At 73.5% G+C, this 26,063-nt stretch carries 21 protein-coding genes; 12 read left to right on the forward strand and 9 right to left on the reverse strand.

What is annotated here, in order from left to right; all coding sequences use genetic code 11:
* Window positions 1-121: 121 nt before the first annotated feature.
* The 4 genes from ACFV4F_RS17130 to ACFV4F_RS17145 form a co-directional block, all read right to left on the reverse strand.
* On the reverse strand, window positions 122-1,147 hold the full coding sequence (locus tag ACFV4F_RS17130) for a 6-phosphofructokinase (protein ID WP_329931993.1): 1,026 nt from the start codon (window positions 1,145-1,147) through the stop codon (window positions 122-124).
* A 438-nt stretch (window positions 1,148-1,585) separates the two neighbouring features.
* Window positions 1,586-2,314, reverse strand: a complete 729-nt coding sequence (locus ACFV4F_RS17135; RefSeq protein WP_329931992.1) for a glutamine amidotransferase — start codon at window positions 2,312-2,314, stop codon at window positions 1,586-1,588.
* Between the two features lie 46 nt (window positions 2,315-2,360).
* Window positions 2,361-3,623 carry a MurT ligase domain-containing protein gene (locus ACFV4F_RS17140; RefSeq protein ID WP_359959229.1) on the reverse strand — a complete coding sequence of 421 codons (1,263 nt, stop codon included), beginning with the start codon at window positions 3,621-3,623 and terminating at the stop codon, window positions 2,361-2,363.
* 265 nt (window positions 3,624-3,888) lie between these two features.
* The gene (locus ACFV4F_RS17145; protein ID WP_380503193.1) at window positions 3,889-4,584 is read right to left on the reverse strand and encodes a GNAT family N-acetyltransferase; all 696 of its coding nucleotides are present in this window, start codon (window positions 4,582-4,584) and stop codon (window positions 3,889-3,891) included.
* A gap of 330 nt (window positions 4,585-4,914) precedes the next feature.
* On the opposite strand from ACFV4F_RS17145, the gene ACFV4F_RS17150 reads away from it, so the two are divergent.
* Both ACFV4F_RS17150 and ACFV4F_RS17155 read left to right on the forward strand, forming a co-directional pair.
* Window positions 4,915-8,796: an amino acid adenylation domain-containing protein gene (locus ACFV4F_RS17150; protein WP_380503196.1), complete on the forward strand. Its 3,882-nt coding sequence runs from the start codon at window positions 4,915-4,917 to the stop codon at window positions 8,794-8,796.
* Window positions 8,797-8,904: 108 nt separating this feature from the next.
* Window positions 8,905-9,111 carry a hypothetical protein gene (locus ACFV4F_RS17155; protein ID WP_380443711.1) on the forward strand — a complete coding sequence of 69 codons (207 nt, stop codon included), beginning with the start codon at window positions 8,905-8,907 and terminating at the stop codon, window positions 9,109-9,111.
* Between the two features lie 34 nt (window positions 9,112-9,145).
* Here the strand turns inward: ACFV4F_RS17155 and ACFV4F_RS17160 are convergent, their stop codons facing one another.
* The 4 genes from ACFV4F_RS17160 to asnB all read right to left on the reverse strand — a co-directional run bounded on the left by ACFV4F_RS17160 (window position 9,146) and on the right by asnB (window position 14,507).
* Window positions 9,146-9,682, reverse strand: coding sequence for a hypothetical protein (locus ACFV4F_RS17160; protein ID WP_380503199.1), 537 nt, complete (start codon window positions 9,680-9,682; stop codon window positions 9,146-9,148).
* A gap of 76 nt (window positions 9,683-9,758) precedes the next feature.
* Entirely contained in the window at window positions 9,759-11,183 is a 1,425-nt protein-coding gene (locus ACFV4F_RS17165) for a pyridoxal phosphate-dependent decarboxylase family protein (protein WP_380503202.1), read from the reverse strand.
* A gap of 118 nt (window positions 11,184-11,301) precedes the next feature.
* Complete coding sequence (locus ACFV4F_RS17170) at window positions 11,302-12,408, reverse strand: hypothetical protein (protein WP_380503204.1); 1,107 nt, start codon at window positions 12,406-12,408, stop codon at window positions 11,302-11,304.
* Between the two features lie 221 nt (window positions 12,409-12,629).
* Window positions 12,630-14,507, reverse strand: coding sequence for an asparagine synthase (glutamine-hydrolyzing) (asnB, locus tag ACFV4F_RS17175; protein ID WP_380503207.1), 1,878 nt, complete (start codon window positions 14,505-14,507; stop codon window positions 12,630-12,632).
* 180 nt (window positions 14,508-14,687) lie between these two features.
* Between asnB and ACFV4F_RS17180 the strand changes: the two genes are divergently transcribed.
* A complete protein-coding gene (locus ACFV4F_RS17180; RefSeq protein WP_380443701.1) occupies window positions 14,688-14,975 on the forward strand; it encodes a hypothetical protein in 288 nt (95 codons plus the stop codon).
* Between the two features lie 29 nt (window positions 14,976-15,004).
* Entirely contained in the window at window positions 15,005-16,831 is a 1,827-nt protein-coding gene (gene glmS, locus ACFV4F_RS17185; protein WP_380503209.1) for a glutamine--fructose-6-phosphate transaminase (isomerizing), read from the forward strand.
* Between the two features lie 89 nt (window positions 16,832-16,920).
* On the opposite strand, the gene ACFV4F_RS17190 is transcribed toward glmS, so the two are convergent.
* On the reverse strand, window positions 16,921-18,276 hold the full coding sequence (locus ACFV4F_RS17190) for an amino acid permease (RefSeq protein WP_380443743.1): 1,356 nt from the start codon (window positions 18,274-18,276) through the stop codon (window positions 16,921-16,923).
* A gap of 213 nt (window positions 18,277-18,489) precedes the next feature.
* Here ACFV4F_RS17190 and ACFV4F_RS17195 point away from each other — a divergent pair, with 213 nt between their 5' ends.
* The 8 genes from ACFV4F_RS17195 (at window position 18,490) to ACFV4F_RS17230 (ending at window position 25,940) form a co-directional block, all read left to right on the forward strand.
* Window positions 18,490-19,008 (forward strand): flavin reductase family protein, encoded by a 519-nt coding sequence (locus tag ACFV4F_RS17195; protein WP_380503212.1) that lies wholly within the window; start codon window positions 18,490-18,492, stop codon window positions 19,006-19,008.
* A 47-nt stretch (window positions 19,009-19,055) separates the two neighbouring features.
* On the forward strand, window positions 19,056-19,490 hold the full coding sequence (locus tag ACFV4F_RS17200) for a chorismate mutase (protein WP_380503215.1): 435 nt from the start codon (window positions 19,056-19,058) through the stop codon (window positions 19,488-19,490).
* Between the two features lie 62 nt (window positions 19,491-19,552).
* Entirely contained in the window at window positions 19,553-21,034 is a 1,482-nt protein-coding gene (locus ACFV4F_RS17205; protein WP_380503218.1) for an FAD-binding oxidoreductase, read from the forward strand.
* 29 nt (window positions 21,035-21,063) lie between these two features.
* The gene (locus ACFV4F_RS17210) at window positions 21,064-22,251 is read left to right on the forward strand and encodes an acyl-CoA dehydrogenase family protein (protein WP_380443691.1); all 1,188 of its coding nucleotides are present in this window, start codon (window positions 21,064-21,066) and stop codon (window positions 22,249-22,251) included.
* Window positions 22,252-22,343: 92 nt separating this feature from the next.
* A complete protein-coding gene (locus ACFV4F_RS17215; RefSeq protein ID WP_380443689.1) occupies window positions 22,344-23,375 on the forward strand; it encodes a methionyl-tRNA formyltransferase in 1,032 nt (343 codons plus the stop codon).
* A 14-nt stretch (window positions 23,376-23,389) separates the two neighbouring features.
* A complete protein-coding gene (locus tag ACFV4F_RS17220; protein ID WP_380503221.1) occupies window positions 23,390-23,947 on the forward strand; it encodes a cupin domain-containing protein in 558 nt (185 codons plus the stop codon).
* A 3-nt stretch (window positions 23,948-23,950) separates the two neighbouring features.
* The gene (locus ACFV4F_RS17225) at window positions 23,951-25,183 is read left to right on the forward strand and encodes an MFS transporter (protein ID WP_380503224.1); all 1,233 of its coding nucleotides are present in this window, start codon (window positions 23,951-23,953) and stop codon (window positions 25,181-25,183) included.
* Window positions 25,176-25,940: an SDR family NAD(P)-dependent oxidoreductase gene (locus ACFV4F_RS17230; RefSeq protein WP_380443683.1), complete on the forward strand. Its 765-nt coding sequence runs from the start codon at window positions 25,176-25,178 to the stop codon at window positions 25,938-25,940. The genes ACFV4F_RS17225 and ACFV4F_RS17230 overlap by 8 nt, the downstream gene beginning before the upstream one ends.
* Window positions 25,941-26,063 lie beyond the last annotated feature (123 nt).

Raw genomic sequence — 26,063 nt, forward strand, 5'->3', positions numbered from 1 at the left:
CTCCATTGAGCCTAATGGTTTTATTCTTTTCTTCGGTGGGTTGGGTTTTGTTAATTGCCCCGCGCGGGGGGGCGGCGCGGGGCCCCTCGCGCCCCGGGGGCTCCGCAGCGGGAGGGCAAGGTCAGAGGACCGTCTCGGCCTCCAGGTAGCGCTCCTGCGGGACGGTCTTCAGCTCGGCGACCGCCTCGGCGAGCGGCACCAGGTTGATGTTGGTGCCCTGCAGCGCCGTGATGTGCCCGAACGCGCCCTTGTGGACGGCCTCGACGGCGTGCCAGCCGAAGCGGGTGGCGAGCACCCGGTCGTAGGCGGTCGGGGTGCCGCCGCGCTGGGTGTGGCCGAGGATCACCGGACGGGCCTCCTTGCCGAGCCGGTGCTCCAGCTCGCGGGAGAGCTGGGTCGCGATGCCGGTGAACCGCTCGTGGCCGTAGATGTCCTTGACGCCCTCCTCCCAGTGCATGGTGCCGGGCTCGGGCTTGGCGCCCTCGGCGCAGACCACGATGGCGAACTTCTTCTGCCGGTCGAAGCGTTCGCGGACGACGGCGGTCAGCTGCTCGATGTGGAACGGCCGCTCGGGGACGACGATCGCGTGCGCGCCCGCCGCCATGCCCGCGTTGAGGGCGATCCAGCCGGTGTGCCGGCCCATGACCTCGACGACCATGACCCGCTGGTGCGACTCGGCGGTGGTCTTCAGCCGGTCCAGCGCCTCGGTGGCGACCGAGACGGCGGTGTCGAAGCCGAAGGTCACGTCGGTGGCGGCGATGTCGTTGTCGATGGTCTTCGGCACGCCGACGATCGGCAGGCCCGCGTCGCTCATCAGCTTGGCGGCCTTGAGGGTGCCCTCGCCGCCGATCGGGATGACGGCGTCCAGGCCGAGGTCCGAGCAGTACTTCTTGGCGCGCTCGACGCCGTCGCGCAGGTGGCTGGGTTGCACCCGCGACGAACCGAGGATCGTGCCGCCCTGGGCGAGGATGCCGCTCACCGAGTCCAGGGTGAGGGGGCGGTGGTGGCCCTCCAGGAAGCCGCGCCACCCGTCCTCGAACCCGATGATCTCGTCGCCGTGGTCGACCACCCCCCGGTGGACCACGGAGCGGATCACCGCGTTCAGGCCGGGGCAGTCACCGCCGCTGGTCAGCACTCCGATACGCATTAGCTTTGCAACTCCCGAGCAGAACCGAGGAACGGCCGGACTACAGGCTGGGACGACGAGCCGTCACCGTAGCGGTGCGTTCCCACGCCGGGGTGGCGGGGAGCTGACCGTGGGGTGAAGGATCGGCCGAATCGGGCAGAACGCCCGAAAAAGGCCGTGGTGTCGAGCATACGACCCCTGGTCCGGCCGGGCAGGAGCCGACGCGGGAGCGGCGCCGTCGGCGCCCCCGCGTGGAAGTGCAGCCTGCTGCCGAGGAGGGTGTGCAGCCGGCAGCCCCCATTGTCGTACGTTCCGGGCCGCCCGTGGACCGGGTGACCGCATGGCGGGCACCCGGCTGGGGCGTACGGGTGTACTGGGCTTGTCTTCGGACTCCCGTCGTCCGCCCGCGAGGCGCGTGCCCAGGCGTCGCCAGGCAGACGGGAGTCCGAAGACAAGCCCTTACTGGGGGCGCGTCGTGGCGGCGATGCGTTCGGCGCGCAGCGCGTCGTACCAGGTGGTGTCGGCCGGCGGCAGGGCGTTGACGTCCAGCGCCAGCTTGATCAGCATGTCCGCGACCGCGGGGTTGCGGGCCAGCACCGGGCCGTGCAGGTAGGTGCCGAAGACGGTGTCGCGCCAGGCGCCCTCGGTGCCGTCGCCGGTGCCGTTGCCCCGGCCGACGGCGACGTTGGCGAAGGGCTGGACGCCCTGGCCGAGGTGGGTGACGCCCTGGTGGTTCTCGAAGCCGGTCAGCTGCGGCAGGCCGAGCCGCGGGTCGACGTCGGCGAGCACGTCGCCGACGCACCGGGCGCCCTCGCCGCGGGTGGTCCAGACGTCGAGCAGGCCGAGGCCCGGCTCGCGCTCGCCGAGGTCGTTGACGAACTCGTGGCCCATGATCTGGAAGCCGGCGCAGACGCCGAAGATGATCGCGCCGTTCTCGGCGGCCCGCACCAGGCCGCTGTCGGCCCGCAGCCGCTCGGCGGCCAGGCGCTGCGGCCGGTCCTCGCCGCCGCCGATCAGGTAGATGTCCCCGCTGGTGGGGACCGCCTGGTCGGAGCGGACGTCGATCCGGGTCACGTTGAGATGGCGCTGGCGGGCCCGGCGCTCCACGACCAGGGCGTTGCCGCGGTCGCCGTAGGTGCTGAGCAGGTCCGGGTAGACCCAGACCACGCGCAGGCTGCTCTCACTCATCCTCGAAGGCCTTCCGTCACGAAAAGAGGGGCGTGGGGGCGCGGCATCAGCCGGCCACGACCTTCCGCAGCTGCTGGAAGGCGGTGTAGTTGGCGATGGCCTCGATCCGGCCGGGCGGGGCCATCCGGACGGCCTGCTCCAGCGTGTCCACCACGTGGAACTGCAGTCCGGCGACCTCCAGGCGGACGGCCAGGTCCAGCTTGCGCTGGCCCATCACGAAGACCGGGTGCCCGGCGAGGCGCTCGTAGTCGACGTCCCACAGCCAGGAGGTGTCGGTGCCGTCGGCGTCGAGGGCGTTGACGGAGAGGATGACCGGGGCGGGCGGGCCGTCGATCAGCGAGAAGGTCTCCAGCCAGCCGGCCGGGTTCTTCGCGAGCAACAGCCGGATGTCGCGGCCCTGGTACTGGACGACGTCGTAGCGGCCGGCGACGGCCGTCACCGAGCGCATCCGCTCCAGCGCGACCTGCGGGGAGACGCCGAACACGGCGGCGACGGCGGCCGAGCTGGTGGCGTTGGCCAGGTTGGCCCGGCCGGGCAGCTGGAGCTGGATCGGCCAGGCGCCGCGCTGCGGGTCGATGACGTGGGTGCCCTGGAGCGCCCAGTGCGGGTTGGGGCGCCGGAAGCCGCACTCCTGGCAGAACCAGTCGTCGCCGGGGCGCTGCATGACGCCGCCGCACGCGGGGCAGGACCAGGCGTCCTCCTTCCAGGCCTGTCCGGCGGCCACCCAGACCACCTTCTTGCAGGAGGAGGCGGCCCAGGTCACCAGCGGGTCGTCGGCGTTGGCGATGACCACGGCCTCGGTGTCCTGGAGGCCCTCGCGCCACTTCTCGGCCATCATCCGGGTCTCGGCGGCGCGGTCGAGCTGGTCGCGGGAGAGGTTGAGCAGGGCGATCGCCTTGGGGCGGGTGTCGCGGGCGACCCCGGCCAGGTACTTCTCGTCGACCTCGATCACGCCGAAGCGGGCGTCCGAGCCGCCGGCCAGGGCGGAGGTGATGCCGGCCGGCATGTTGGCGCCGAGGGCGTTGGAGACCACCGGGCCGGCGGCGCGCAGCGCCTCGGCGATCAGGCGGGTGGTCGTGGTCTTGCCGTTGGTGGCGCTGACCAGCACGACGTCGAGGTGGTCGGCGAGGGTGGCGAGGAGGTCGGGGTCGAGCCTGAGGGCGACCTTGCCGCCGATCACCGAGCCGCTGCCGCGACCGGCCTTGCGCGACACGGCGGCCGCGACCTTGCCGGCGGTGACCGCGATCTTGGCGCGGGCCGGCAGGGAGGCGTCGCGCGCGCCTGTGGGCTCCGATTCGGTGCCTGCCATGCTCAGTGGTTCCTCCTTGCTGCGGCACCGCCCGGGGGCCGGTTAACGGGCCGTCGGGCGGCGGGGACGGGGCCAGCCTACCGACTCCGTCACCCGGCCCCACGATCCGGACCCCGCGCCGCCTGCTGCGACGCGCCCCCCGGGGCCCGCCCCGGGCGGCCTGACGTGCCGTCAGGAAGGGCGGTGTACGGACGGAGCTCCCGCGGGAAGGAGGACGCCGCCGGAGGGCCGGACGGTTCCCGGTGAGAATGTGGTGAAGAAATGATCAGCAGGCCGGACGGTGCGGCGCCGGCTCCGCGCCCGCCAGGGCGGCGGTGATCACGAGGGTGCCGTCCTCGGCGCGGAAGTCCAGCGGCACGGCCAGCCGGCGCATCGCCGTGATCAGGCCCGTGTTCGAGGCGTGGGTCACCGCGTACACGGTGCCGATCCCGGCGGCCCGGGCCAACGCGGCCAGCCGGCGCAGCAGGGCCAGTCCGAGCCCGCGCCGCTGCCAGCCGTCCTCCACCAGGACGGCCAGCTCGGCCTCCCCGTCGTCCCACATCAGGTGCCCGAGGGCGACGATCCGCCCGTCCCCGGCCGTCACGGCGAGGCTGCGCCCGTGCCGCCCGTCCAGCAGGTGGTCCAGGTGGCGGTCGGAGTCGCGGACCGGCCCGTGGTAGCGCAGTCGCAGCGAGGCGGGGGAGCAGCGCTGGTGCATCGCCCGGGCCCCGGCCTTGTCGGCCGGACCGGCCGCGCGGACGATCAGCGCGGTCCCGTCCGCCAGGGACAGCCGGGCGGGGAGCGGCTCCTCCGCGACGAGGGCGTGCAGCCGGCCCTTCGCCGGGTGCGTCCGGGCGGCCCGGAGCGGGGCGTCGAGGAGCGCCACCCGGCCACCGGGCCCCTCGGGCACCGCGCACCTCCGGTCGGACCTGCCGAAAGACCGGGTCCAGAGCCGTTCGAAGCGCGTGTGCGATGCCGTCATGGAGGCGACGCTACCGACACCGCGCTTCGGCGCGGTTACGCGATCGTGAACGCACGAGTGTCCGGGACGGACCCGGGACGTGCCCGTGACCGGGCCGGGACGGATCCGGGTGGAAGGCGCTGTCGGGCCGGGACGGATCCGGTGGAAGGCGCTGTCGGGCCGGGACGGATCCGGCGGAAGGTCCCGTCGGGCCGGGACGGAGCCGGCAGAGGTCCAGACCGGTGCCTCATGTGGCCGGGACAACGGGCGGCCGACGGTGGTGGACATGTCCGGCGCTCCTGACGAACACAGGGCGCCGGGGCGTGTCAGTCCACGAACGAAGGCTCTCTCATGCGTACCACCCCGTCCGTCCCCGCCACCGCGACCACCGCCGTGCCGCACGCCCGGCGCGCCCCCGCCGCCACCGCGCTCACCGGCCTGCTCGACCACCAGGCGCGCACCCGGCCCGCCTCGGTGGCCGTCGTCGGCGAGGGCCGCGACCTCACCTTCCCGGAGCTGCGCGAGGACGCCCGCCGCCTGGCCGGCCTCCTGCGCCGGCTGGGCGCCGGGGCCGACACCCCCGTCGGCCTGTTCACCGAGCCGTCGGCCGAGCTGGTCACCGGGGCCTGGGGCGTCCTGTACGCCGGGGCCGGCTACCTGCCGCTGTCGCCCGAGTACCCCGAGGACCGGCTGCGCTACATGATCGAGGACAGCCGCACCCGGATCGTCGTCACCCAGGAGCACCTGCGCGAGCGGCTGGCCGCGCTGGCGCCGGCCGGCACCGAGGTCGTCACGCTCGCGGACGCCTCGGCCGTCCGTCCCGACGACGGCGCTCACCCGGCCCCGGAGTCCCTGGCCTACGTCATCTACACCTCCGGCAGCACCGGCCGCCCCAAGGGCGTCGTGATCGAGCACGGCTCCGTCGTCTCCCAGCTGCGCTGGATGCACGGCGCCGGCCACCTCGGCCAGGACGTCACCGTGCTGCAGAAGACGCCGATGAGCTTCGACGCCGCCCAGTGGGAGATCCTCGCCCCGGCCGTCGGCGCCCGCGTGGTCGCCGGCGCGCCCGGCCTCTACCGCGACCCGGAGGCGCTCGTCGCCGCCGTCCGCCGCCACGGGGTGACCGCGCTGCAGTGCGTGCCGACCCTGCTCCAGGCGCTGCTCGACACCGACGGCTTCGCCGACAGCCGCAGCCTGACCGGGATCTTCTCCGGCGGCGAGGCGCTCTCGCTGCGCCTCGCCCGCGACCTCACGACCGCCCTGCCGTGGGCGACCCTGGTCAACCTGTACGGGCCGACCGAGTGCACGATCAACGCGACCGCGCACGTCGTCGACCCGGCCGCGCTCGGCGAAGGCACCGGGGCGGTGCCGATCGGCCGGCCGGTCGACGGCACCCGGTGCCACGTCCTCGACGCCGACCTGGTCCCGGTCGGCGAGGGGGAGACCGGCGAGCTGTACATCGGCGGCGTCCAGCTGGCCCGCGGCTACCTGCACCGCCCCGAGCTGACCGCCGAGCGCTTCGTCGCCTGCCCGTTCACCCCGCACGAGCGGCTCTACCGCACCGGCGACCTCGCGCACTGGAACCCGGACGGCACCCTCCAGTTCGCCGGCCGCGTCGACAACCAGGTCAAGCTGCGCGGCTACCGGGTCGAGCTGGACGAGATCGCCCGCGCGATCGAGGAGCACACCTGGGTCCGCCGCTCGGCCGCGATCGTCACCTCCGACGAGCGCACCGGCCATCAGAACCTGATCGCCTGCGTCGAGCTGAACCCGCGTGAGGCGGCCCTGATGGACCAGGGCAACCACGGCCGCCACCACCAGTCCAAGGCCGGACGCCTCCAGGTCAAGGCCCAGCTCTCCGACCCCGGCCTGCGCGACCTCGGGCAGCTCGCCGGCCGCCCGCACGTCGACCTGCCCGGCCGCCGTGGGACCGCGGCGCAGCGCCGGGAGGTCTTCGCCCGCAAGACCTACCGCTTCTACGAGGGCGGCCGGGTGACCCGCGACGACCTCGCCGCGCTGCTCGCCCCGCGCCCCGCGGGTGCCTTCGGGCGCGGCCTGGAGCTGCTGAGCCTGCCCGAACTCGGCCGCGTCCTGCGCTGGTTCGGCCAGTTCCACAGCGAGGAGCGGCTGCTGCCCAAGTACGCCTACGCCTCGCCCGGCGCGCTGTACGCGACCCAGCTCTACCTGGAGACCGGCGGTCTCGACGGGCTCGGGGCCGGCCTGTACTACTACCACCCCGTCGAGCACAGCCTCATACGCGTCGGCGACGCCGAGGAGCGCCAGGACCCCTATCTGACGCTGCACTTCTCCGGCAAGACCGGCGCCATCGCCCCCGTCTACACCAACAACATCCGCGAGGTGCTGGAGTTCGAGACCGGCCACATGCTGGGCGTCTTCGAGGAGGTGCTGCCCGAGTACGGTCTGGACGTCCGCCCGCTCGGCTTCCACCCGGCGGTCAAGGACCGGCTGGACGTCGCCGACGAGGACCACTACCTGGGCAGCTTCGCCGTCGTCCGCGGCGACGGCACGCCGCAGGCCGACCCGACCGAGGTGTACGTCCAGGCCCACGAGGACCGCGTCGAGGGCCTGCCGGCCGGCCTGTACCGCCACGCCGGCGGCGAGCTGACCCGCGTCTCGGACGACGTCGTGCAGTCCCGCCACGTCATCGCGATCAACCAGGCCGTCTACGCCCGCTCGGCCTTCGGCATCACCGCCGTCAGCCGGGCCGGCGAGGAGTGGCTGCAGTACGTCGCCCTGGGCACCAAGCTGCACCACCTCCAGCGCAACGGCCTGTCCTTCGGCTTCATGTCCTCCGGCTACAGCTCCAAGTCCGGCCACCCGCTGCCCGCTTCGCGCCGCTTCGACGAGATCCTCGGCGCCGCGGGGATCCCCACCGGCCCGTCGTACTTCTTCCTCGGCGGCAAGGTGAGCGAGGAGCAGGTCCGCAGCGAGGGCATGCACGAGGACACCGTCCACATGAAGGGACCGGCCGAGATCATCAAGGACGAACTCGCCAACCTGCTGCCCGACTACATGCTCCCCAACCGCGTCCTCGTGCTGGACGCCCTGCCGCTGACCGCCAACGGCAAGGTCGACCTCAAGGCGCTCGCCGCCTCGGACACCGTCCGCGACGCCGACGTCCGCGGCGAGTACGTCGCCCCCGCCACCCCGCAGGAGCGGTGGCTCGCCGAGGCCTGGGGAGAGGCACTCAGGTACGAGGACCTCGCCACGGTCTCGACGGCCGACGAGTTCTTCGCCGCCGGCGGCAACTCGCTGATCGCCGTCGCCCTGGTCAACCGCATCAACCGCGCGTTCGGCACCGCCCTGCCGCTCCAGGTCGTCTTCGAGTGCCCGAAGCTCGCCGACCTCGCCGCCCGCATCGCGGACGCGTCGGCCGGCGCCGGCTCCGCGGCCTCCTCACGGCTCGTCCCGCTGCACCCCGGCACCCCCGAGCGACCGGTGTTCTGCTGGCCCGGCCTCGGCGGCTACCCGATGAACCTGCGCCTGCTCGGCCGCGAGGCGAGCGACGGACGCGCCTTCTACGGCATCCAGGCGCACGGCATCAACGCGGGCGAGACGCCGTACCCGACCATCCGCGAGATGGCCGCCGCCGACGTCGCCGAACTGCGCCGCGTGCAGCCCGAGGGCCCGTACACGCTGTGGGGCTTCTCCTTCGGCGCCCGGGTCGCCTTCGAGGCCGCCTGGCAGCTGGAACAGGCCGGCCGGCGGGTCGAGAACCTGCTGCTGATCTGCCCCGGCAACCCGGAGGTGCGCCGGGCCGACGGCCGCACGTGGGGCCGCGAGGCCTCGTACGCCAACCCGGCCTACGTGACCATCCTGTTCGGGGTGTTCACCGGCCGGATCAGCGGTCCGGAGCTGGAGCGCTGCCTGACCGAGACCGCCGACGAGGACACCTTCGTCACCTCGATCCGCCGGCTGCTCCCCACCCTGGAGGAGGAGGTGGTCCGCCGGATCGTCCGGATCGTCGGCGAGACCTACGAGTTCGAGTACAGCTTCCGCGAGCTCGCCGAGCGCCGGCTGGACGTCCCGGTGACGATTTTCAAGGCCACCGGCGACGACTACTCCTTCATCGAGGGCAGCTCCGGCTACTGCGCCGCCCCGCCCACCGTGGTCGACCTGACCGCCGACCACTACGGCGTCCTCAAGGAGCACGGCGTGGTCGAACTGGCCGCCGCGATCCGGGCGCTGGAGCGGATGGCGCGTGGGCACTGACGCGGACACGCTCACGGATGGCCCAGGATCCGTGAGCGAGGAAGCCCCTTCGGATAGGGATGGCTCGGCTCCCCGCCGAACCCACCTCGACCCCGAAGGGGCTTCTCCATGTCGTTGAAGAAGACCGTGTTCGCCATGGCCGGCTGCGCCCTGCTGCTCGCCCTCGCCCAGCCCGCCGCCGCCGACAGCAGCAACCACGGCCCCAAGACCCCGCAGGAGGCTGCTGCCTGCAAGTCCGTGACCGGCTCCCTCCTCGGCGGCTTCGGCTCGATGCTCGGCAACGCCGTCTGCGTGGTCCAGCCCGACAACGGCTGAGCCCGGGGCCCCGCGGGCCCTCTCCGGCTTCCGCTCACACGATGCGGGTCGGTGCGTCCAGGAGGTCGTGGCCGCCGGTGGTCACGAGGGCGGCCAGGTCGGTGCCGGAGAGGGCGTGCGGGGCGCGGAGGAAGAACTCGTCGACGGCGCCGCGGGGGAGCGGGTGCGACTGCATCGAGACGATCATGACCTGCTGTTCGGCGAACGCGGTGCACACGCGGGCCAGGCCGGCGGGGGAGTCCTCGACGGTGGCGCGGACCCGCCAGAGGGCGGTCGGGGCGATCTCGGTGGCGGCGGGCGGCGGCGGGCCGTGCAGGTGCTGCCGGTGGGACCACCACGTGTGGAACAGCGTCGTGGCCAGCAGGGCCACCGCCGAGGCGGCGAGCAGCACCGGACCGTCGTGGCCCTTCACGACGACCTTGGCGACGAGGTCGGCCGCCGTGACGGAGACGAAGACGGCGGCGAGCTCGACGGTGTCGCGGCGCCAGCGGTGGGTGCGGGTCCGGGTGCGGGAGGGGGTGGGCGTTGCGGAGGTGTGGACGGCTGTCGTGGTGTGCTCCGTGTGCTCCATGGCACCACTGTCCCCGTGTGGTGTTTCCCGTCCACGAACCTCCCGTGACCTGCGGGTTAAGGTATCGGCCCGGGCGTTACTTCCGGAGGTCCGCCGCGGCCGTCGCCACCTCGGCGAGGAGGAGTTCCAGGTCCGCCTCCGTCGTGTCGGCGTTCAGGAGGCAGGCGCGCAGCATCTCCGTCCCGTCCAGGCGGGCGCCGGTGACGAAGACCTTGCCGCGGCGCTGCACGGCGACGGGCAGCTCGCGGTTGAGCGCGTCGAGGTCGGCGCCGGCCAGCCCGGCGGGGCGGTGGCGGAAGGCGACGATCGAGGTCTGCACCTCGGCCAGCAGCTCGAACTCGTCGTGGGCCTCGACCAGTTCGCCGAGCCGGCGGGCGAGCGCGGTGCACCGCGCGATGTCGCGGGAGAGGCCCGCGCGGCCCTTGTGGGCGATGGTCGCCCACACCTTGAGCGCGCGGAACGGGCGGGTCTGCTCGGTGCCGTACTCGGAGAACCAGCCGAGCTCGCCCGCGGCCTCGTCGCGCAGGTAGGACGGGACGAGGCTGAAGGTGCCGCGCAGCTCGTCGGTGTCGCGGACCAGCGCGCAGCCGCAGTCGACCGGCACGCCGAGCCACTTGTGCGGGTCGAGGGCGAGCGAGTCGGCGCGCTCCAGTCCGGCGTAGCGGTGGGCGATGGCGGGGTCGAGGACGCCGAAGGCGCCGTACGCGCCGTCGACGTGCAGCCACAGCTCCTGCTCGGCGCACAGGTCGGCGATCGGGCCGAAGGCGTCGACGGCGCCGGTGCCGACGGTGCCGGCCGAGGCGACGACGAGGAAGGGCAGCAGCCCGGCGGCGCGGTCGCGCTCGATCGCGGCGCGCAGGTCGGCGGCGTCGAGGCGGCCGTCCGGGCCGGTGGCGACGGTGCGCAGGTGCCTGCTGCCGAGGCCGAGGAGCTCGGCGGCCTTGCGGACGCAGGAGTGCGTCTCGCCGGTGACGTAGCCGACCAGCGGGGGCATTCCGGCGAGGCCGTCCTCGCGGACGTCCCATCCGGCCCGCCGGGCGGCGCGGTTCCGGGCGGCGGCGAGGCAGACGATCGTGGCCATCGAGGTGCCGGAGGTGAGCAGGCCGCCGCCGGCCGGGTGCGGGAAGCCGACGAGTTCGGCGATCCAGCGGACGACGGCGCGCTCCAGGTGGACGTCGGCGTGGTCGCCCCCGGCGGAGCTGGGGTTCATGGCGGAGGCGGCGAGGGTGGCGAGGACGCCGGCGGCGGCGGGGGCGGAGTTGACCCAGCCGAAGAAGCGCGGGCTGCCGTTGCCCATGGGGTGGGGTAGGACGTCCCGGCCGATGGCCTCGACGAGCTCGGCGAGCGGGCGGCCGTCGGCGGGCAGCGGGGCGTCGAGGAGGGCGCTGCGGGCCGCGTCGTCCATGGGCTGCCAGACGGGGCGGCCGGGCAGCTCGGCGAGGTGGTCGGAGACGAGGTCGGCGGTGGCGTGGGCGGCGGTGCGGAAGTCGTCGGTTGCCATGCGGCGTGCTCCAGCGGTGCGGAGGGGGCGCGGCGTCCTCGGCGCACCGGGTGATCAGCCGATGGTACGGAAAGGGCCCGCGCCGTGCGGCGCGGGCCCGTCGACCGGGACGGCGGGCTCAGTCCAGCGAGGCGGAGAGCCCGCTCGCGGAGCGGCAGTAGCCCTGCATCTCCTTGTTGGTGATCTTGGCGCAGAGCCGTCCGGCCGCGCCGCCGTCGGTGTAGTTCACCGTGTAGTAGCTGACCAGGCCCTCCGCGCAGGCCTTGCGCTGCCAGCCGTCGGCGGCCGTCGCGCACTGCTGGGCGGCCCAGTCCTCGCGGTCGAGGTTGTACTTCATCGTCCGCGAGCCGACGCCCCGGCTGCAGTCGACGGCCCCGCCGCTCGCCTTGCCGTTGAGGCACCACTTGAGGGCGTCGGCGTACACCTCGGGGTGGTTCGGGTAGTCGTGCGAGGAGAGGTAGAAGGTCGGCGCGTAGAAGTAGCACGCGGACTGAAACAGCGACGGCTGGTCCTTGCACGGGTAGAGCGGGTCCTGGGCGAGCTTGTCGGCGGGCAGGTTGGCCTTGGCCTGCTCGTCCTCCTCGTCCGGGCCGAAGAGCTGCATGAACAGGCCCTCGGAGCAGCGGATCCGGTTCTGGTCGGTGGTGAACTTGTTGCACAGGTCGCGGGCCTTGGCCACGTCCTGCTTGGCGACGAACATCGTGCCGTGGCCGACGCCGTGGATGCACGGGCCGCTGTTCTTGGGAGCGCACAGCTTGAGCAGGTCCACCTCGGGCTGGGTGGAGGCGTTCAGCATCTCCTCGACGGCGCCGTGCAGGTAGCCGGCCGCGCAGGTCTCGTGCGGGAAGGAGATGACCTTCTGGAAGTCGGCGTTGAACCGCTTGACGGCCGCGTGCCCGAGCTCGTGCGCGATCGGGTGGCAGAAGCGCACGGTGTACGGCTTCTCCTTGGTGATCTTGTCGAGGTCGGCGAGGGCGACGCCGGGGTCGGTGGCGTCCATCTCGGCCATCATCTTGTTGCGCAGCGTCGAGCGGGTCCAGACCGCCGGGTCGCCGGTCGGGGTGGCGCTCGCGGCGGGGGTGCCGTCGGGCGAGGCGGCGGTGGCGGCGACCTGGGCGGTCGCCGCGTTCGCCCTCGCCGGCGACCAGTCGGTGACGGCCACCGAGCCCAGGCCGAGGACGCCGAGCAGCAGGGCGGTGAGAATCGCGAACGCTCGCGGTTGCATGACGGGATCCCCCGGCGGATCGAGTGCGGACGGTTCGCTCCCATCCTGACGCGCGAAGCGGCCGCAGTCCGCGTTTTCGCCCGCCATCCGGGAGTGTCGGCGACGCTACCGCACCGTCCGGTCCCCGCCCCGCGCGGGACGGTCCCGTGGGGCCGCCGGGGCCCGCCCCGACGGCGCAGCCGGCCCGGGGGCTCCGCTGCGCCGCGCGGGGGAGGGAACGCTCAGATCTCCAGCGACACCTGGTACTCCGTCAGCCAGGTGGCGAGGTCCAGCGCGAGGTCGACGCCGAGCCGCACCGACTGCGGGTCGGTCCCGGGGGCGAGCGCGTCGTTCAGCCGCCGGCGGTCGAGCAGGCCGAGCACCGGGGACTTGCCCTCGGCGGCGAGTTCGGCGAGTTCGGCGAGCAGCAGCGCCGGGTAGCGCGGGTCGGCCGTGACGGGGTACGGGCTCTTCACCCGGTCGGCGATCTCGTCCGGCAGCACGTCCCGGACGGCGGCGCGCAGGAGGCTCTTCTCCCGGCCGTCGAAGCTCTTCATCGCCCACGGCGTGTTGAAGACGTACTGGACGAGCCGGTGGTCGCAGAACGGCACCCGGACCTCCAGCCCGTTGGCCATGCTCATCCGGTCCTTGCGGTCGAGGAGCAGGCACACGAAGCGGGTCAGGTTGAGGTAGGAGACCTCGCGCATCCGGCGTTCCAGCGGGCTCGCGCCGGGAAGGTGCGGCACCTCGGCGAGCGCCTCGCGGTAGCGGGCGCGGCGGTAGCCGGCCAGGTCGAGCTTGCGCAGGAGGTCGGCGTCGAGCAGTTGCTCGCGCATGCCGGCGCCCGGGCCGGCGAGGCCGCGCTCGATGTAGGGCACCCACGGGAAGTCGTCGGCGGCTATCGCGTCGGGGTCGTGGAACCAGGGGTAGCCGCCGAAGAGCTCGTCGGCGGACTCGCCGGACAGGGCGACGGTGGACTGCCGGCGCACGCCGCGGAAGAGCAGCAGGAGCGAGACGTCCATGTCGGCGAAGCCGCCGGGCAGGTCCCGGGCGCGCAGGACGGTGGCGCGCTGGGCGGGGTCGGTGAGGTCGGCGGCGTCCAGTTCTATGACGTTGTGGTCGGCGCCGACGTGCTCGGCCAGCATGCGGGCGTACGGGCCGTCCGGCGTGGACCGGATCGCGTCGGCGTGGAAGTTCTCGCTCTGGCCGGCGAAGTCGACGGAGAAGGAGCGGATCGGGCCGGCGCCGCCCCGGCTCAGTACGCCCGCCGCCAGGGCGGTGACGGCGCTGGAGTCCAGGCCGCCGGACAGCAGGGAGCACAGCGGTACGTCGGAGTCGAGCTGGCGGTGCACGATGTCGTCGAGCAGGGCGCGGACGGTCGCGACGGTGGTGTCCAGGTTGTGGGTGTGCTCGCGCGCCTCCAGCGCCCAGTAGCGGCGCACGGTGATCCCCTCGCGGCGCACGCGGACGACGTGGCCGGGGCGGACCTCGGAGATGCCGCGGTAGGGGGTGATGCCCGGGGTGCGGCAGAAGGCGAGGATCTCGCGCAGCCCGTCGAGGTCCACGACCGGCCGGACGGACGGGTGGGCGAGCAGGGACTTCACCTCGGAGCCGAACACCACGCCGTCCGCCGTGGGGTGGTAGTGCAGCGGCTTGACGCCCATGCGGTCGCGCACCAGCAGCAGCTCCTCGTGCCGGGCGTCCCAGATCGCGAAGGCGAACATGCCGTTCAGGCGCTCGGCCAGGTGCTCGCCCCACTCCAGGTAGGCGCGCAGCACGACCTCGGTGTCGCTGCGGGTGCGGAAGCGGTGGCCGGCCGCCCGCAGCTCCGCGCGGAGCTCGTCGTGGTTGTAGACCTCGCCGCTGTAAGTGAGGGCGGCCAGCAGCCGGCCGTCGTGCTCGACGGTCATCGGCTGGACGCCGCCCTCGACGTCGATCACCGCGAGGCGGCGGTGCCCGATCGCGGCGTGGCGCTCCAGGTGCACCCCGCCCGCGTCCGGACCGCGGCAGATCTGGGTGGCCGTCATGGCGTCGAGGACGCTGCGGGCGGTTTCGCGCTGGTCGTTCCGGTCGGCGGTGAGGTCGCGGTCGAAGGCGACCCATCCGGTGATGCCGCACATCAGCAAGCCTCCGGTCTTCCGCTACGTGTGGAGAGGGTCACGCTACGTGGCGTCCGGGTGAGCGACAAGGGTGTGTCGAAAAGGTGAAGGGAAGGGTTCCGCATGGTTGCCTGGGCCGAAAGTCGGAATGTCTGCCCGATTCCGGGCAGAAACTTTGGCTTCCGGGTCGTCGTCCGCCTAATGTCTTCCTCCGTGCCGAGCTCACCCCACCCTCATGACGACCTCGTCGCCCACCTCACCCGGACCAGCCCCCTCGGGCCCCGGGAGGCGGCGCGGGTCGTGGCGGAGGTCCTGGCGTACTTCTCCGAGACCACCGAGGAGTACGTCCGCCGCCGCCACGGTGAGCTCCAGGCGCGGGGACTGACCAACGAACGGATCTTCGCCCGGCTCGCCGAGGAGCTCCCGGCCCGCCGCGTCGCGGCACCGGAGCTCTCGGCGCGCCAGCTGCGCCGGATCGTCTACGGCTGAGCCGACACCACCTCACGGAGGAGCCCGTCATGTGCGGAATCGTGGCCTACATCGGCCCCAAGGACGCGACCCCCTTCCTGCTCGAAGGCCTCGCCCGGCTGGAGTACCGCGGCTACGACTCGGCCGGTGTCGCCGTCGCCGGCCGCACCGGCGGCATCAAGCTCCGCAAGGTCAAGGGCAGGGTCGCCGACCTCGCCGCCGCCGTCCCCGCCCGCTTCAAGGGCACCACCGGCATCGGCCACACCCGCTGGGCCACCCACGGCGTCCCCAGCGACGAGAACGCCCACCCGCACTTCGACAACGCCGAGCGCATCGCCGTCGTCCACAACGGCATCATCGAGAACGCCGACGAGCTGCGCGCCCGGCTCACCGCCGACGGCGCCGTCTTCCGCTCCGAGACCGACACCGAGGTGCTCTCCCACCTCATCGCCGCGCACGCCGCCGAGGGCGTCGAGCTGGAGGAGGCCGTCCGCGCCGCCCTCGGCAAGGTCGTCGGCACCTACGGCATCGCCGTCCTGGACGCCGAGCAGCCCGACCGCATCGTCGTCGCCCGCAACGGCAGCCCGATCGTCCTCGGCATCGGCGAGAAGGAGATGTTCGCCGCCTCCGACGTCTCCGCCCTCGTCCGCTACACCCGCCAGGTCGTGCACCTGGAGGACGGCGAGCTCGCCGTCGTCCGCGCCGACGGCTTCCGCACCTTCACCGAGGACGCCCGCACCACCCACCGCCAGCCGTCCACCGTCGACTGGGAGATCGACTCCTACGACACCGGCGGCTTCGAGCACTTCCTGCTCAAGGAGATCCACGAGCAGCCCGGCTCCGTCGAGCGCACCCTCGGCGGCCGCCTCGACGAGCGCTTCGCCACCGCCCACCTCGGCGGCCTCAACCTCGACGCCCGCGAACTGCGCGAGATCCGCCGGGTCAAGATCCTCGGCTGCGGCTCCGCCTACTACGCCGGCGAGATGGGCGCCCAGCTGATCGAGGAGCTCTCCCGCGTCCCCGCGCACAGCGAGCCCGCCTCCGAGTTCCGCTACCGCAACCCGGTGATCGAGGCCGACACCCTGTACGTGGCCGTCAGCCAGTCCGGCGAGACCTACGACACGCTGGCCGCCGTCCAGGAGATCAAGCGCAAGGGCGGCCGCGTCCTCGGCGTCGTCAACACCGTCGGCAGCGCGATCGCCCGCGAGTGCGACGGCGGCATCTACCTGCACGCGGGGCCGGAGATCTCGGTCGCCTCGACCAAGGCCTTCACCTCGACGGTCGTCGCCTTCGCGCTGCTGGCCCTGCACTTCGGCCGCATCCACGACCTCTCGCCCGCCGACGGCCGGCGCATCGTCTCCGCCCTCAAGGCGCTGCCGGACCAGATCCGCGAGGTGCTCGACCAGAGCGACGCGATCGCCGAACTCGCCGCCGAGTACGCCAGGTCCGCCGGGATGATGTTCATCGGCCGGGTCCGCGGCTACCCGGTGGCGCGCGAGGGCGCGCAGAAGCTCAAGGAGATCTCGTACGTCCACGCCGAGGCCTATCCGGCGAGCGAGCTGAAGCACGGCCCGCTGGCGCTGATCAGCCCCGAGCTGCCGACCGTCGCCCTCGTCCCGGACGACGAGCTCCTCGACAAGAACCTCACCACCCTCGGCGAGATCAAGGCCCGCTCCGGCCGCGTCATCGCGGTCGCCCACCGGCGCCCCGAGGACAAGCTCGCCGACCACTGCATCCTCGTCCCCAAGAGCGAGCCCGAGCTCGACCCGCTGCTCCTCAACATCCCGCTCCAGCTCCTCGCCTACCACGCGGCGGTGGCCCTCGGCCGCGACGTCGACAAGCCGCGCAACCTGGCGAAGAGCGTGACGGTGGAGTAGCCGTCCGGCAGCTCGCGTGCGGGTGGGCGGACCCCTGGTCGGGGGTCCGCCCGCCTTTGCTCGTGGGCGACTTGTCACTGGGCGACGCGTTACGGAGTGGCGCGGGTCTCTGCTGTTGCTGCTGTTGCTGCTGGGGTCGGGGTCTGGGACTGGGCGCGGCGGCGGGAGAGGGCCGCGCCGGTGAGGGCCAGGGCGGCTGTGAGGGCTGCGGAGGTCAGGAGTTGGGGACGGGTCCCGGCCGAGGCCGTCATCAGCAGCATCAGGGCCGTGATCGCGGCGATGACCGCGCGGGTCGTGGCGGGGAAGCCCCGGGTGCGGAGCGGGAGCCGGCCGGCGGCTTCGAGGGAGCGGCGCAGGACCAGGTGCGAGCAGGCGACCGCCAGCCACATGAAGAGCATCGCCGCGCCCATCGCCTTCGCGAGCAGCGGCAGGGCCGTGCCGGGGGAGAGCGCCTCGGGGACGACGGCGGCGAAGCCGACGGCGGAGGCGGCGGCCACCGCGCGGGCCGGTACGCCCCGCCGGGTGCGGCGGGCCAACGCGCCCGGGGCGTCGCCGCGTTCGGCGAGGGAGTGCAGCATGCGCGAGGTGCCGTACAGGTTCGCGTTGAGGGCCGAGAGCAGGGCCACGACGATCACGGCCTGGGTGACGGCGCCGGCGTGCGGGATGCCGAGCCGGCCGAGCGCGGCGACGTACGGGCTCTCGTCGGGGCGGGCGTCGCGCCACGGCAGCAGCAGGACCAGGACGGCCACCGAGCCCAGGTAGAACAGGGCGATCCGCCAGATCGCGGAGCGCACCGCGGTGCGGATGCTGCGGCCCGGGTCCCGGGACTCGGCGGCGGCCATGCCGATGACCTCCATGCCGCCGAACGCGAAGACGACGCCGAGCAGCGCCGTGACGATCCCGGACAGGCCGTTGGGGGCGAACCCACCGTCACCGGTGAGGTGGGAGAGGCCCGGTGAGCCGGCGCCGGGCAGCACGCCGAGGAGGGCGGCGGCGCCGAGGGCGATGAACGCGACGATCGCGAGGACCTTGAGCGAGGCGAACCAGAACTCGGCCTCGCCGAAGGTCCGGACGTCGGTGGTGTTGACGATGGTGAAGAGCGTCATCGCGGCGAGGGCGAACGCCCAGGAGGGGACGGCCGGCCACCACGTGTGCAGGATCGCCGCGGCCGCCAGGGCCTCGACGGCGATGGCCACGGCGGTCACCCAGGTGTACAGCCAGCCGGTGGTGAAGCCGGCCCACGGCCCCAGCGCGCGACGCGCGTAGACCGAGAAGGAGCCCGACTCCGGTAGTGCGGCGGCGAGTTCGCCGAGCATGCGCATGACCGCGAGGGCGAGCACGGCGGCCAGCAGGTAGGAGACCAGCACGGCCGGACCGGCCGCCGCGAGCCCGGCGCCGGAGCCGACGAACAGCCCGGCGCCGATCACCCCGCCGAGTGCCAGCATCGCCAAGTGGCGTGAACGGAGTGCGGCTTGGGCGTTTCGGGCAGGTGAAGAGGTCACGGTTCTCCCTCGTCGAAGCGGTTCTTCGGGGTGGTCGCGCTTGACCGGCGCTTGACCAACGTGGCGAGATCTATGTTAGAAAAGCTATCAGCGTTCACAAGTCGCGCTAGCGTTTAGGCAGCAACAAGATTCGCACTACCGTGCGAAGGGGGAGTCATGCCTTCACCGTCCATCACCCGTGCCCGCGGACAGTCCGCGGACCTGCGGGACGTCATGCGCCGCTATCCCACTGGGGTCACCGTCCTCAGCAGCGGCCGCGAGGACACCGCCGTCGCCATGACGGTCAATTCCTTCACCTCGATCTCGCTCGACCCGCCGCGCGTCCTGGTCTCGGTCATGCGGACCGCCCGCGCGCACCCCGTGATCACCGCCAGCCGCCGGCTCGGCATCCACCTGCTCGCCGCCCACCAGGGCGACGTGGCCAAGCTGTTCGCCTCCCGGGAGAAGCCCGCCGGGCCCGGTCTGGGCGCTTACCTCGACCGCACCGCCGAGGGGCACGACGTGCTCCCAGGCGCCCTGGCCTCGCTGGCCTGCGAGGTCGAGGACACCTTCCCCGGCGGCGACCACGACCTGTTCCTCGCCCGAGTGCTGCACGCCACCTGTACCGAGGAGCCGCAGGACGCCCTGGTCTTCCACCAGGGGCGCTTCACCTCCGCTTCCGCGGACGGGAGTTGAGCCCGGCCGAGGGTGAGGGCATTCCCGGCATGATCCGTACGATCCACATGATCCGTACGACCGGCGTGATCCGTACGACCGGCGCGACCCGTAGGACCGGCGCGACCCGTACGACCGGCGCGACCCGTGCGATCCGTACGCTCGCCGTCCGCGGCGGCATCGCCGTGCCCGCCGACACCGTGCCCGCCCTCACCCGCGCCACCGAGGACCTGCTCGCCGGCCTGCTGGCCGCCAACCACCTCGACCGGGCGGACCTGGTGAGCCTCGTGTTCACCATGACCCCGGACCTCACCGCCACCAACCCCGCGCTCGTCCTGCACGAGGCCGGCTGGGACCTGCCCGCCCTCTGCGCGCAGGACGCCGCCTTCGCCGGAGCCCCGCCCCGCACCCTGCGGGTGCTGGCGCACCTGTCCTGGGACCGCCCCGGCCGGCCCGTCGCCGTCTACCTGGGCGGCGCCGCCCCGACCAAGCCCGCGGCCTGAGCCCTTCCCCCTCCTCTCCGTCACCCCTCCGTGCCCGCGCACGCACCTTCCGAGGACCAGCCATGCCCGAAACCGCCTCCCGCACCGCGCTCGAAGCGGTCCTGGACACCGTCGCCGCCGCCATCGGACCCGACCACGTCGTCCGCTCCGCGGACCCGGCCGCGCTCCTGCCCGCCGAGGCCAACGTCTCCGCCTTCGCCGCCCGCGCCCTGAACGCCGTCCTGCGCCCGGGCAGCGCCGAGGAGGTGCGGTCCGTCGTCCGCGCCTTCGACGAGCAGGGCGGCGCCCGGGCCGGCCTGCCCGGCCTGCACGCCGTCTCCACCGGCCGCAACTGGGGCCTGGGCTCCAAGGAACCGGCCGTCGGCCCGGTGGTCCGCCTCGAACTCGACCGCCTCGACGCCGTCCGCGACCTCGACGTCGAGGCCGGCTACGCGGTCGTCGAGCCGGGCGTCACCCAGGCCGTCCTCGCCGCCCGGCTCGCCGGCACCGCCCGGATGCTCAACGTCACCGCCTCCTCGGGCCACACCTCGCTGCTCGGCAACCTCGTCGACCGGGGCGTGGGCCTGCGCCGCCAGCGCACCGAGGACCTCCTCGGCCTCGAAGCGGTGCTTCCCGACGGCCGCCTGGTGCGCACCGGCTGGTGGCCCGGCACCTCCGCCGGACGAGCCGTCAACCCGTACGGCCTGGGGCCGAGCACGCTGCACCTGTTCACCCAGTCGCCGCTCGCCGTGATCACCGCCGCCGTCGTCCGGCTGCTGCCGCGCCCCGAGGCGCAGCGCGTGGTCCGGCTCTCCTTCGGCCGGGAGGAGCTGCCCGCGGCCGTGGACCTCATCCGCCGCTGGCGGGCCGGGAACGTGGTGTCGGGCGTCGTGAAGATCTACGACACCGCTTCCACCGCCACCTACGGCGGCGAGGGCGGCCACGGCTACCTCGCCCACGTGTGCGTGGACGCCACCGCCGGCACGCTCGACGCGCTCGCCGGGGCGCTGGTCGAAGAGGCCCGTGCCGCGGGCCTGTTCGGCCGGATCGCGGCGGGGGAGGAGCCGGCCGCGGACGACACCGTGTCCAAGGTCGTCCAGGCCGCGTACTCCGGCTCGGTGGAGTTCAACGAGGACATGCTCGCCTCCGCCACCGGCACCCGCGCCGACCTCGTCGACGCCGAGGGCAAGGGCTGGATCTTCTTCCTGCCGCTGATCCCCTTCACCGGCGCCGACACCGCCCGCGCCCTGGCCCTCCTCGACACCGTGCACGAGGAGACCGGGATCCGCCCCGGCGCCACCGTCAACGCCCTCGACGCCGACGTCATCGACCTCGTCGTCTCCTTCCCGTTCGACCGGGCCACCCAGGCCGAGGCCGCGCACCGCGCGCTCGACCGGGCCTACGCGCTCTTCGCCGCGGCCGGCTGGGCGCCGTACCGGCTGGACTCCGCGCACGGCGGCTGGGGCCGCGAGCACGCCCCGGACGCCGAGAACGCCGCGCTGGTCCTGGACGTCGCGCGCCTCGTCGACCCCAACGGCACGTTCGCGCCCGGCCGTTACCTCTGATCACCGTCAACTCCCGAAGGACCTCCACGATGAGCACCACCGTGACCACCACCGTCGTCCCCGACACCGCCGAGGCGATCCTCGCGCACGCCCGCACCCTCGTCCCGCAGCTGCGCGAGGCCGGCGCCCGCATCGAGCAGAACCGCACCCTGCCCGCCGACATCGTCGACCTGCTGCGCGACGGCGGCGTCTTCCGCGCCGCCATGCCCAAGACCTGGGGCGGCCCCGAGCTCACCTCGATGCAGCAGTGCGAACTGATCGAGATCCTCGCCACCGGCGACGCCTCCACCGCGTGGTGCGCCATGATCGGCATGGACTCCGGCATCTACTCCGGCTACCTCGACGACGACGTGGCCCGCGAGATGTACCCGACCCTCGACCTCGCCAACTCCGGCTGGATCTACCCGCAGGGCCGCGCCGTGCGCGTCGAGGGCGGCTACCGCCTCACCGGCCGCTGGAAGTTCGGCTCCGGCTCGGCCCACTGCGACTGGCTGGGCGCCGGCTGCCTGATCGTCGACGAGGACGGCACCCCCGAGCCCGACCCGGTCAGCGGCGAGCCCACCCACTGGCGGGTGCTGGTCTCCAAGCCGGCGGCCTACACCTTCCACGACACCTGGCACACCACCGGCCTGGCCGGCTCCGGCAGCCAGGACTACTCCTGCGAGGACCTGTTCGTCCCCGAGGAGCGCTCCTTCAGCTTCTCCGACCCGCGCCGCACCGGCCCGCTGCACGCCAGCCCCGACACCATCCTGCGCAAGATGTCCGGCATCCCGCTCGGCATGGCCCGCGCCGCGCTGGACCACGTGCGGGAGCTGGCCGCCCACCGCACCGACCGGGAGACCGGCACCCCGTGGGCGCAGGACCACCGCGTCCAGAGCACCATCGCCCGCCTGGAGGGCGAGCTGCTCGCCGCCCGCTCCGGCGTGTACGCGAGCCTGGAACGCCAGTGGGACGCGCTGACCGGCGGCGCCGAGCTGACCGACGACGCCAGGGTGGCCACCGCCATCGCCCGCCGGCACGCCTTCCGCACCGCCCGCGACATCGTGCAGACCCTGTTCGACCTGGTCGGCGGCTCCTCCGTCTACAAGCCCTCGCCGCTGGACCGCTGGCTGCGCGACGCCTGGACGATGAACCAGCACGCCGTCGCCCAGGACTCGATCCTCCAGCTCACCGGCAACGTGCTGCTGGGCGGGAAGTCGACGAGCCCGTTCTTCTAGGCCGGCCCGCGCCACCGACCCTTCCAGGTCGGCCCGCGCCACCCCGAACGTCCCTGCCCCGCACAGCCAGACACAGAGAGGTTTCCCGACCCATGGACCGCATCCGCGTCGTCCTGTTCTCGGAAGTCAACTCCAAGCTCGGCTCGCCGTTCCTGAGCATGCTGCACGGCCACCCCCAGGTCGACCTCGTCGCCGTGGTCACCTCCCCGCACGGCAAGCGCTGCTCGTACTTCACCGACGACCCCGAGCAGGTGGACCTGGTCACCCAGGGCGCGGCGCTCGGGGTGCCGGTCCTGCGGCCGCCGTCGGTCAACCGGCCGGAGTTCGTCGAGGAGCTGGAGGGCTACGAGGCCGACTACTTCGTCGTCGCCAACTTCCAGCAGATCCTGCGCGAGCGGCTGCTGTCGGTGCCCCGGGTCACCGCCGTCAACTTCCACCCCTCGCCGCTGCCCGCCTTCGCCGGCCTCGCGCCCTTCTACTGGATGATCCGCGAGGGCGCCACCGAGTCGGCCGTCTCCGCCATCGAGATGGCGCCCGTCCTCGACAGCGGCGACCTGATCATGCAGCACCAGGTGCCGCTGACCGGCCGGGAGACCGCGCTGGACCTGCGCACCGCCCAGGAGCGGGCCAACGTGCTGATGCTGCTGGAGCTCATCCCGCAGCTGGCCGAGCGCGGCTACCGCCCGATCGCCCAGGACCCGGCGCTGCGCTCGTACTTCGGTCGGCCCTCGGACGACGACCTGCGCCTGGACCTGCGCGCCCCGCTCGCCGTCGTCGACCGGCACGTCCGGGCCGGCTACCGCTCGCCGGGCGCCTGGACCGCCGACGAGGCCGGCAGACGGGTGCGTGTCCTGTCCGCCGACCCGGCGCCGGCCGGCGCGCCCGACCGGGCGCCCGTGCCCGGGCTCGTCGTGCACGGCGAGCGGGGGCGGGTGTTCGTCGGCTGCGCCGACGGCTGGCTGGAGGTGCTGACCACCGAGTGCGACGGGCAGGAGGTCGCGCCCGCCCGCACCGGGCAGCTGCCGGACGGCGCCCGACTGGCGCACCCGCTCACCCCCGCGCCCGTCCCTCCCGTCCAGCCCTCCGTACCCGTACAGGCTTCCGTCCCCGTCCCCGCGTCCTGAGGTTCCCGTACGCCATGTCACTCAACGAACAGCTCCGCAGCGACCACCCGCCGGCCCTCGGCAAGGTCCTGCACATCCCCGCCGGCCAGGGCCCCTCGGTCTGGCTCAACGGCGACGTCTACACCGTCAAGGTCGACACCGCGCAGTCCGGCGGGACGATCACGCTGCTGGAGGCCTCCGTGCCGCCCGGCGGCGGCCCGCCGCCCCACGACCACCGCAACGAGGACGAGGCCTTCTACCTCCTCGAAGGCGAGCTGGAGTTCTTCGCGGATGGGCAGACCTACGACGTCCGCGCGGGCGACTTCGTCTTCGTCCCCAAGGGGACCGTCCACCGCTTCCGCAACAAGGGCCTGCACGCCGCCAAGCAGCTGCTGATCTTCACGCCCAGCGGCTTCGAGGAGTTCTTCCTCCAGGCCGGCGTCGACGCCCGGCCGGGCGAGCCGATCCCGGTCTTCGACCCGGCCGACAACCCGCGGGCCAAGGCGATCGCCGAGTCCCTGGGGTCGTTCCAGGCCGCGGGGGCCGTCGTGGTCGGCGGCCCGTCCCACACCGTCGAGACTGTCGAGGTCTGAGCCGTGCCCTTCGCGATCTACGTCCTGGGCCTGGGCATCTTCACCATGGTGACCAGCGAGTTCCTGGTGGCCGGCCTGATGCCGCAGCTGTCCGAGGACCTCGGTGCCGGCATCCCCCAGATCGGCTACCTGGTCTCGGTCTACGCCGCGGCCATGGCCATCGGCGGCCCGCTGCTGACCGCCGGTCTCCTGCGACTGCGCCAGAAGACCGCCCTGATCTGCCTGTACGCCGTCTTCCTCGCCGGGCAGGCGCTCGGCGCCCTCGCCGACGGCTACGCCCTGATGGTCGTCGCCCGCCTCGTCACCGGGGCCGCCTCCGGCGCCTTCTTCGGCGTCGCGCTCGCCATCTGCGTGCGCGTCACCGGTCCCGAGGTGCGCGGCCGGGCCACCTCGATCGTGCTCGGCGGCCTGATGGTCGGCACCGTACTGGGCCTGCCGCTGTCCCAGCTGGCCGGCGAGCACTACGGCTGGCGGTTCGCCTTCTGGGCGGTCGCCGCCCTGGCCGCGCTGGCCCTCGCCGTCACCCTCGGCGCGGTCCCCGCGCTGGCCAAGGAGGAGTCCGACGGGGCCGGCGGCTCCGGCGGTTCCGTCCGCGCCGAGCTGGGGGCCTTCCGCAACGCGCGGCTGTGGGCGGCCTTCGCGACCAGCATGCTGATCATCGGCGCGACCTTCGCCGCGTTCTCGTACTTCGTGCCGATCCTCACCGACGTCACCGGCTTCGCCGCGGGCACCGTCCCGCTGCTGCTGGTCCTCTACGGCGCCGCGACCGTCATCGGCAACGCCGTCGTCGGGCGCCTCGCCGACCGGCACACCCTGACGGTGCTCGGCACGGGCCTGGCCCTGAACACCGTGTTCCTGACGGTCTTCGCGCTCGGCGCCGCCGACGCGGCCGTCGCCCTGGCCGCCATGACCGGCATCGGGCTGGTCGGCGTGACGATGAACCCGGCGATGGTCACCCGCGTCATGCGCACCGCCAACGACCGCCCGCTGGTCAACACCGTCCACACCTCCTTCATCACCCTCGGCGTCGTCGTCGGCTCCTGGGTCGGCGGGATCGGCGTCTCGCACTGGGGGCTGCGCGCCCCGCTGTGGACGGGCGCGGCCATGGCCGTGCTCGGGCTGCTGACGCTGGTGCCCGAACTGCTGCGCCGCACGGCCGGTCCCGGCGCTCCCGCCGTGTCCGAGTCCTCCTCCGCGCCCTCCTCCGAGTCCTCCGAAAGGCCGTCCCATGTCTGACACCGCCACCCAGCCGACCGCCGACGACCGGGTCGCCCTGGTCACCGGAGCCAGCCGCGGCATCGGCGCCGAGATCGCCCGCCGCCTCGCCGGCACGGGCATCAGGGTCGCCCTCACCTACACCCGCGGCGCCGAGGCCGCCGAGGCCGTCGTCGCGGAGATCGAGCGCGCGGGCGGCAAGGCCCTGGCCGTCCGGGCCGACGCCGCCGACCGCGAGGCGCCCGCCGCCGCCGTCGAGGCCACCGTCGCGCACTTCGGACGGATCGACATCCTCGTCAACAACGCCGGCTACATGGACGTCAGCGGCACCGCCCTGACCGATGTGCCGGTCGACGTCATCGACCGCACCCTGGACGTCAACGTCCGCGGCGCGCTGCTCACCGCCCAGGCCGCGGCCCGCCACCTGCCCGAGGGCGGCCGGATCGTCAACATCGGCTCCTGCCTGGGCGAACGGGTGCCGGGCGGCGGCATGACCCCGTACGCGGTCAGCAAGGCCGCGATCCTCGGCCTGACCCGGGGACTGGCCCGGGACCTCGGCCCGCGCGGGATCACCGTCAACCAGATCAGCCCCGGGCCGATCGACACCGACATGAACCCGGCCGACGGCCCCTCGGCGGGCTTCCAGCGGGCCGGCACCGCCCTCGGCCGCTACGGCGCCACCACCGACATCGCCGAGGCGGTGGCCTACCTCGTCTCGCCCGGCGCGGCGTTCGTCACCGGCGCCACCCTGGCCGTGGACGGCGGCACGACCGCCTGACGCGCGTCCCTCCGAAAGGGGCCGGGGGCCCGCGGGGGGGCCCCGCCCCCGGACCGGGACCGCCCCGGAACACAACAACACCAAAAACTAAATTTGTGTCGTTCACAGCGGGCGCCCCCCCCC

It is taken from the genome of Kitasatospora sp. NPDC059722, from assembly GCF_042733235.1.
Classification (GTDB): Bacteria; Actinomycetota; Actinomycetes; order Streptomycetales; family Streptomycetaceae; genus Kitasatospora.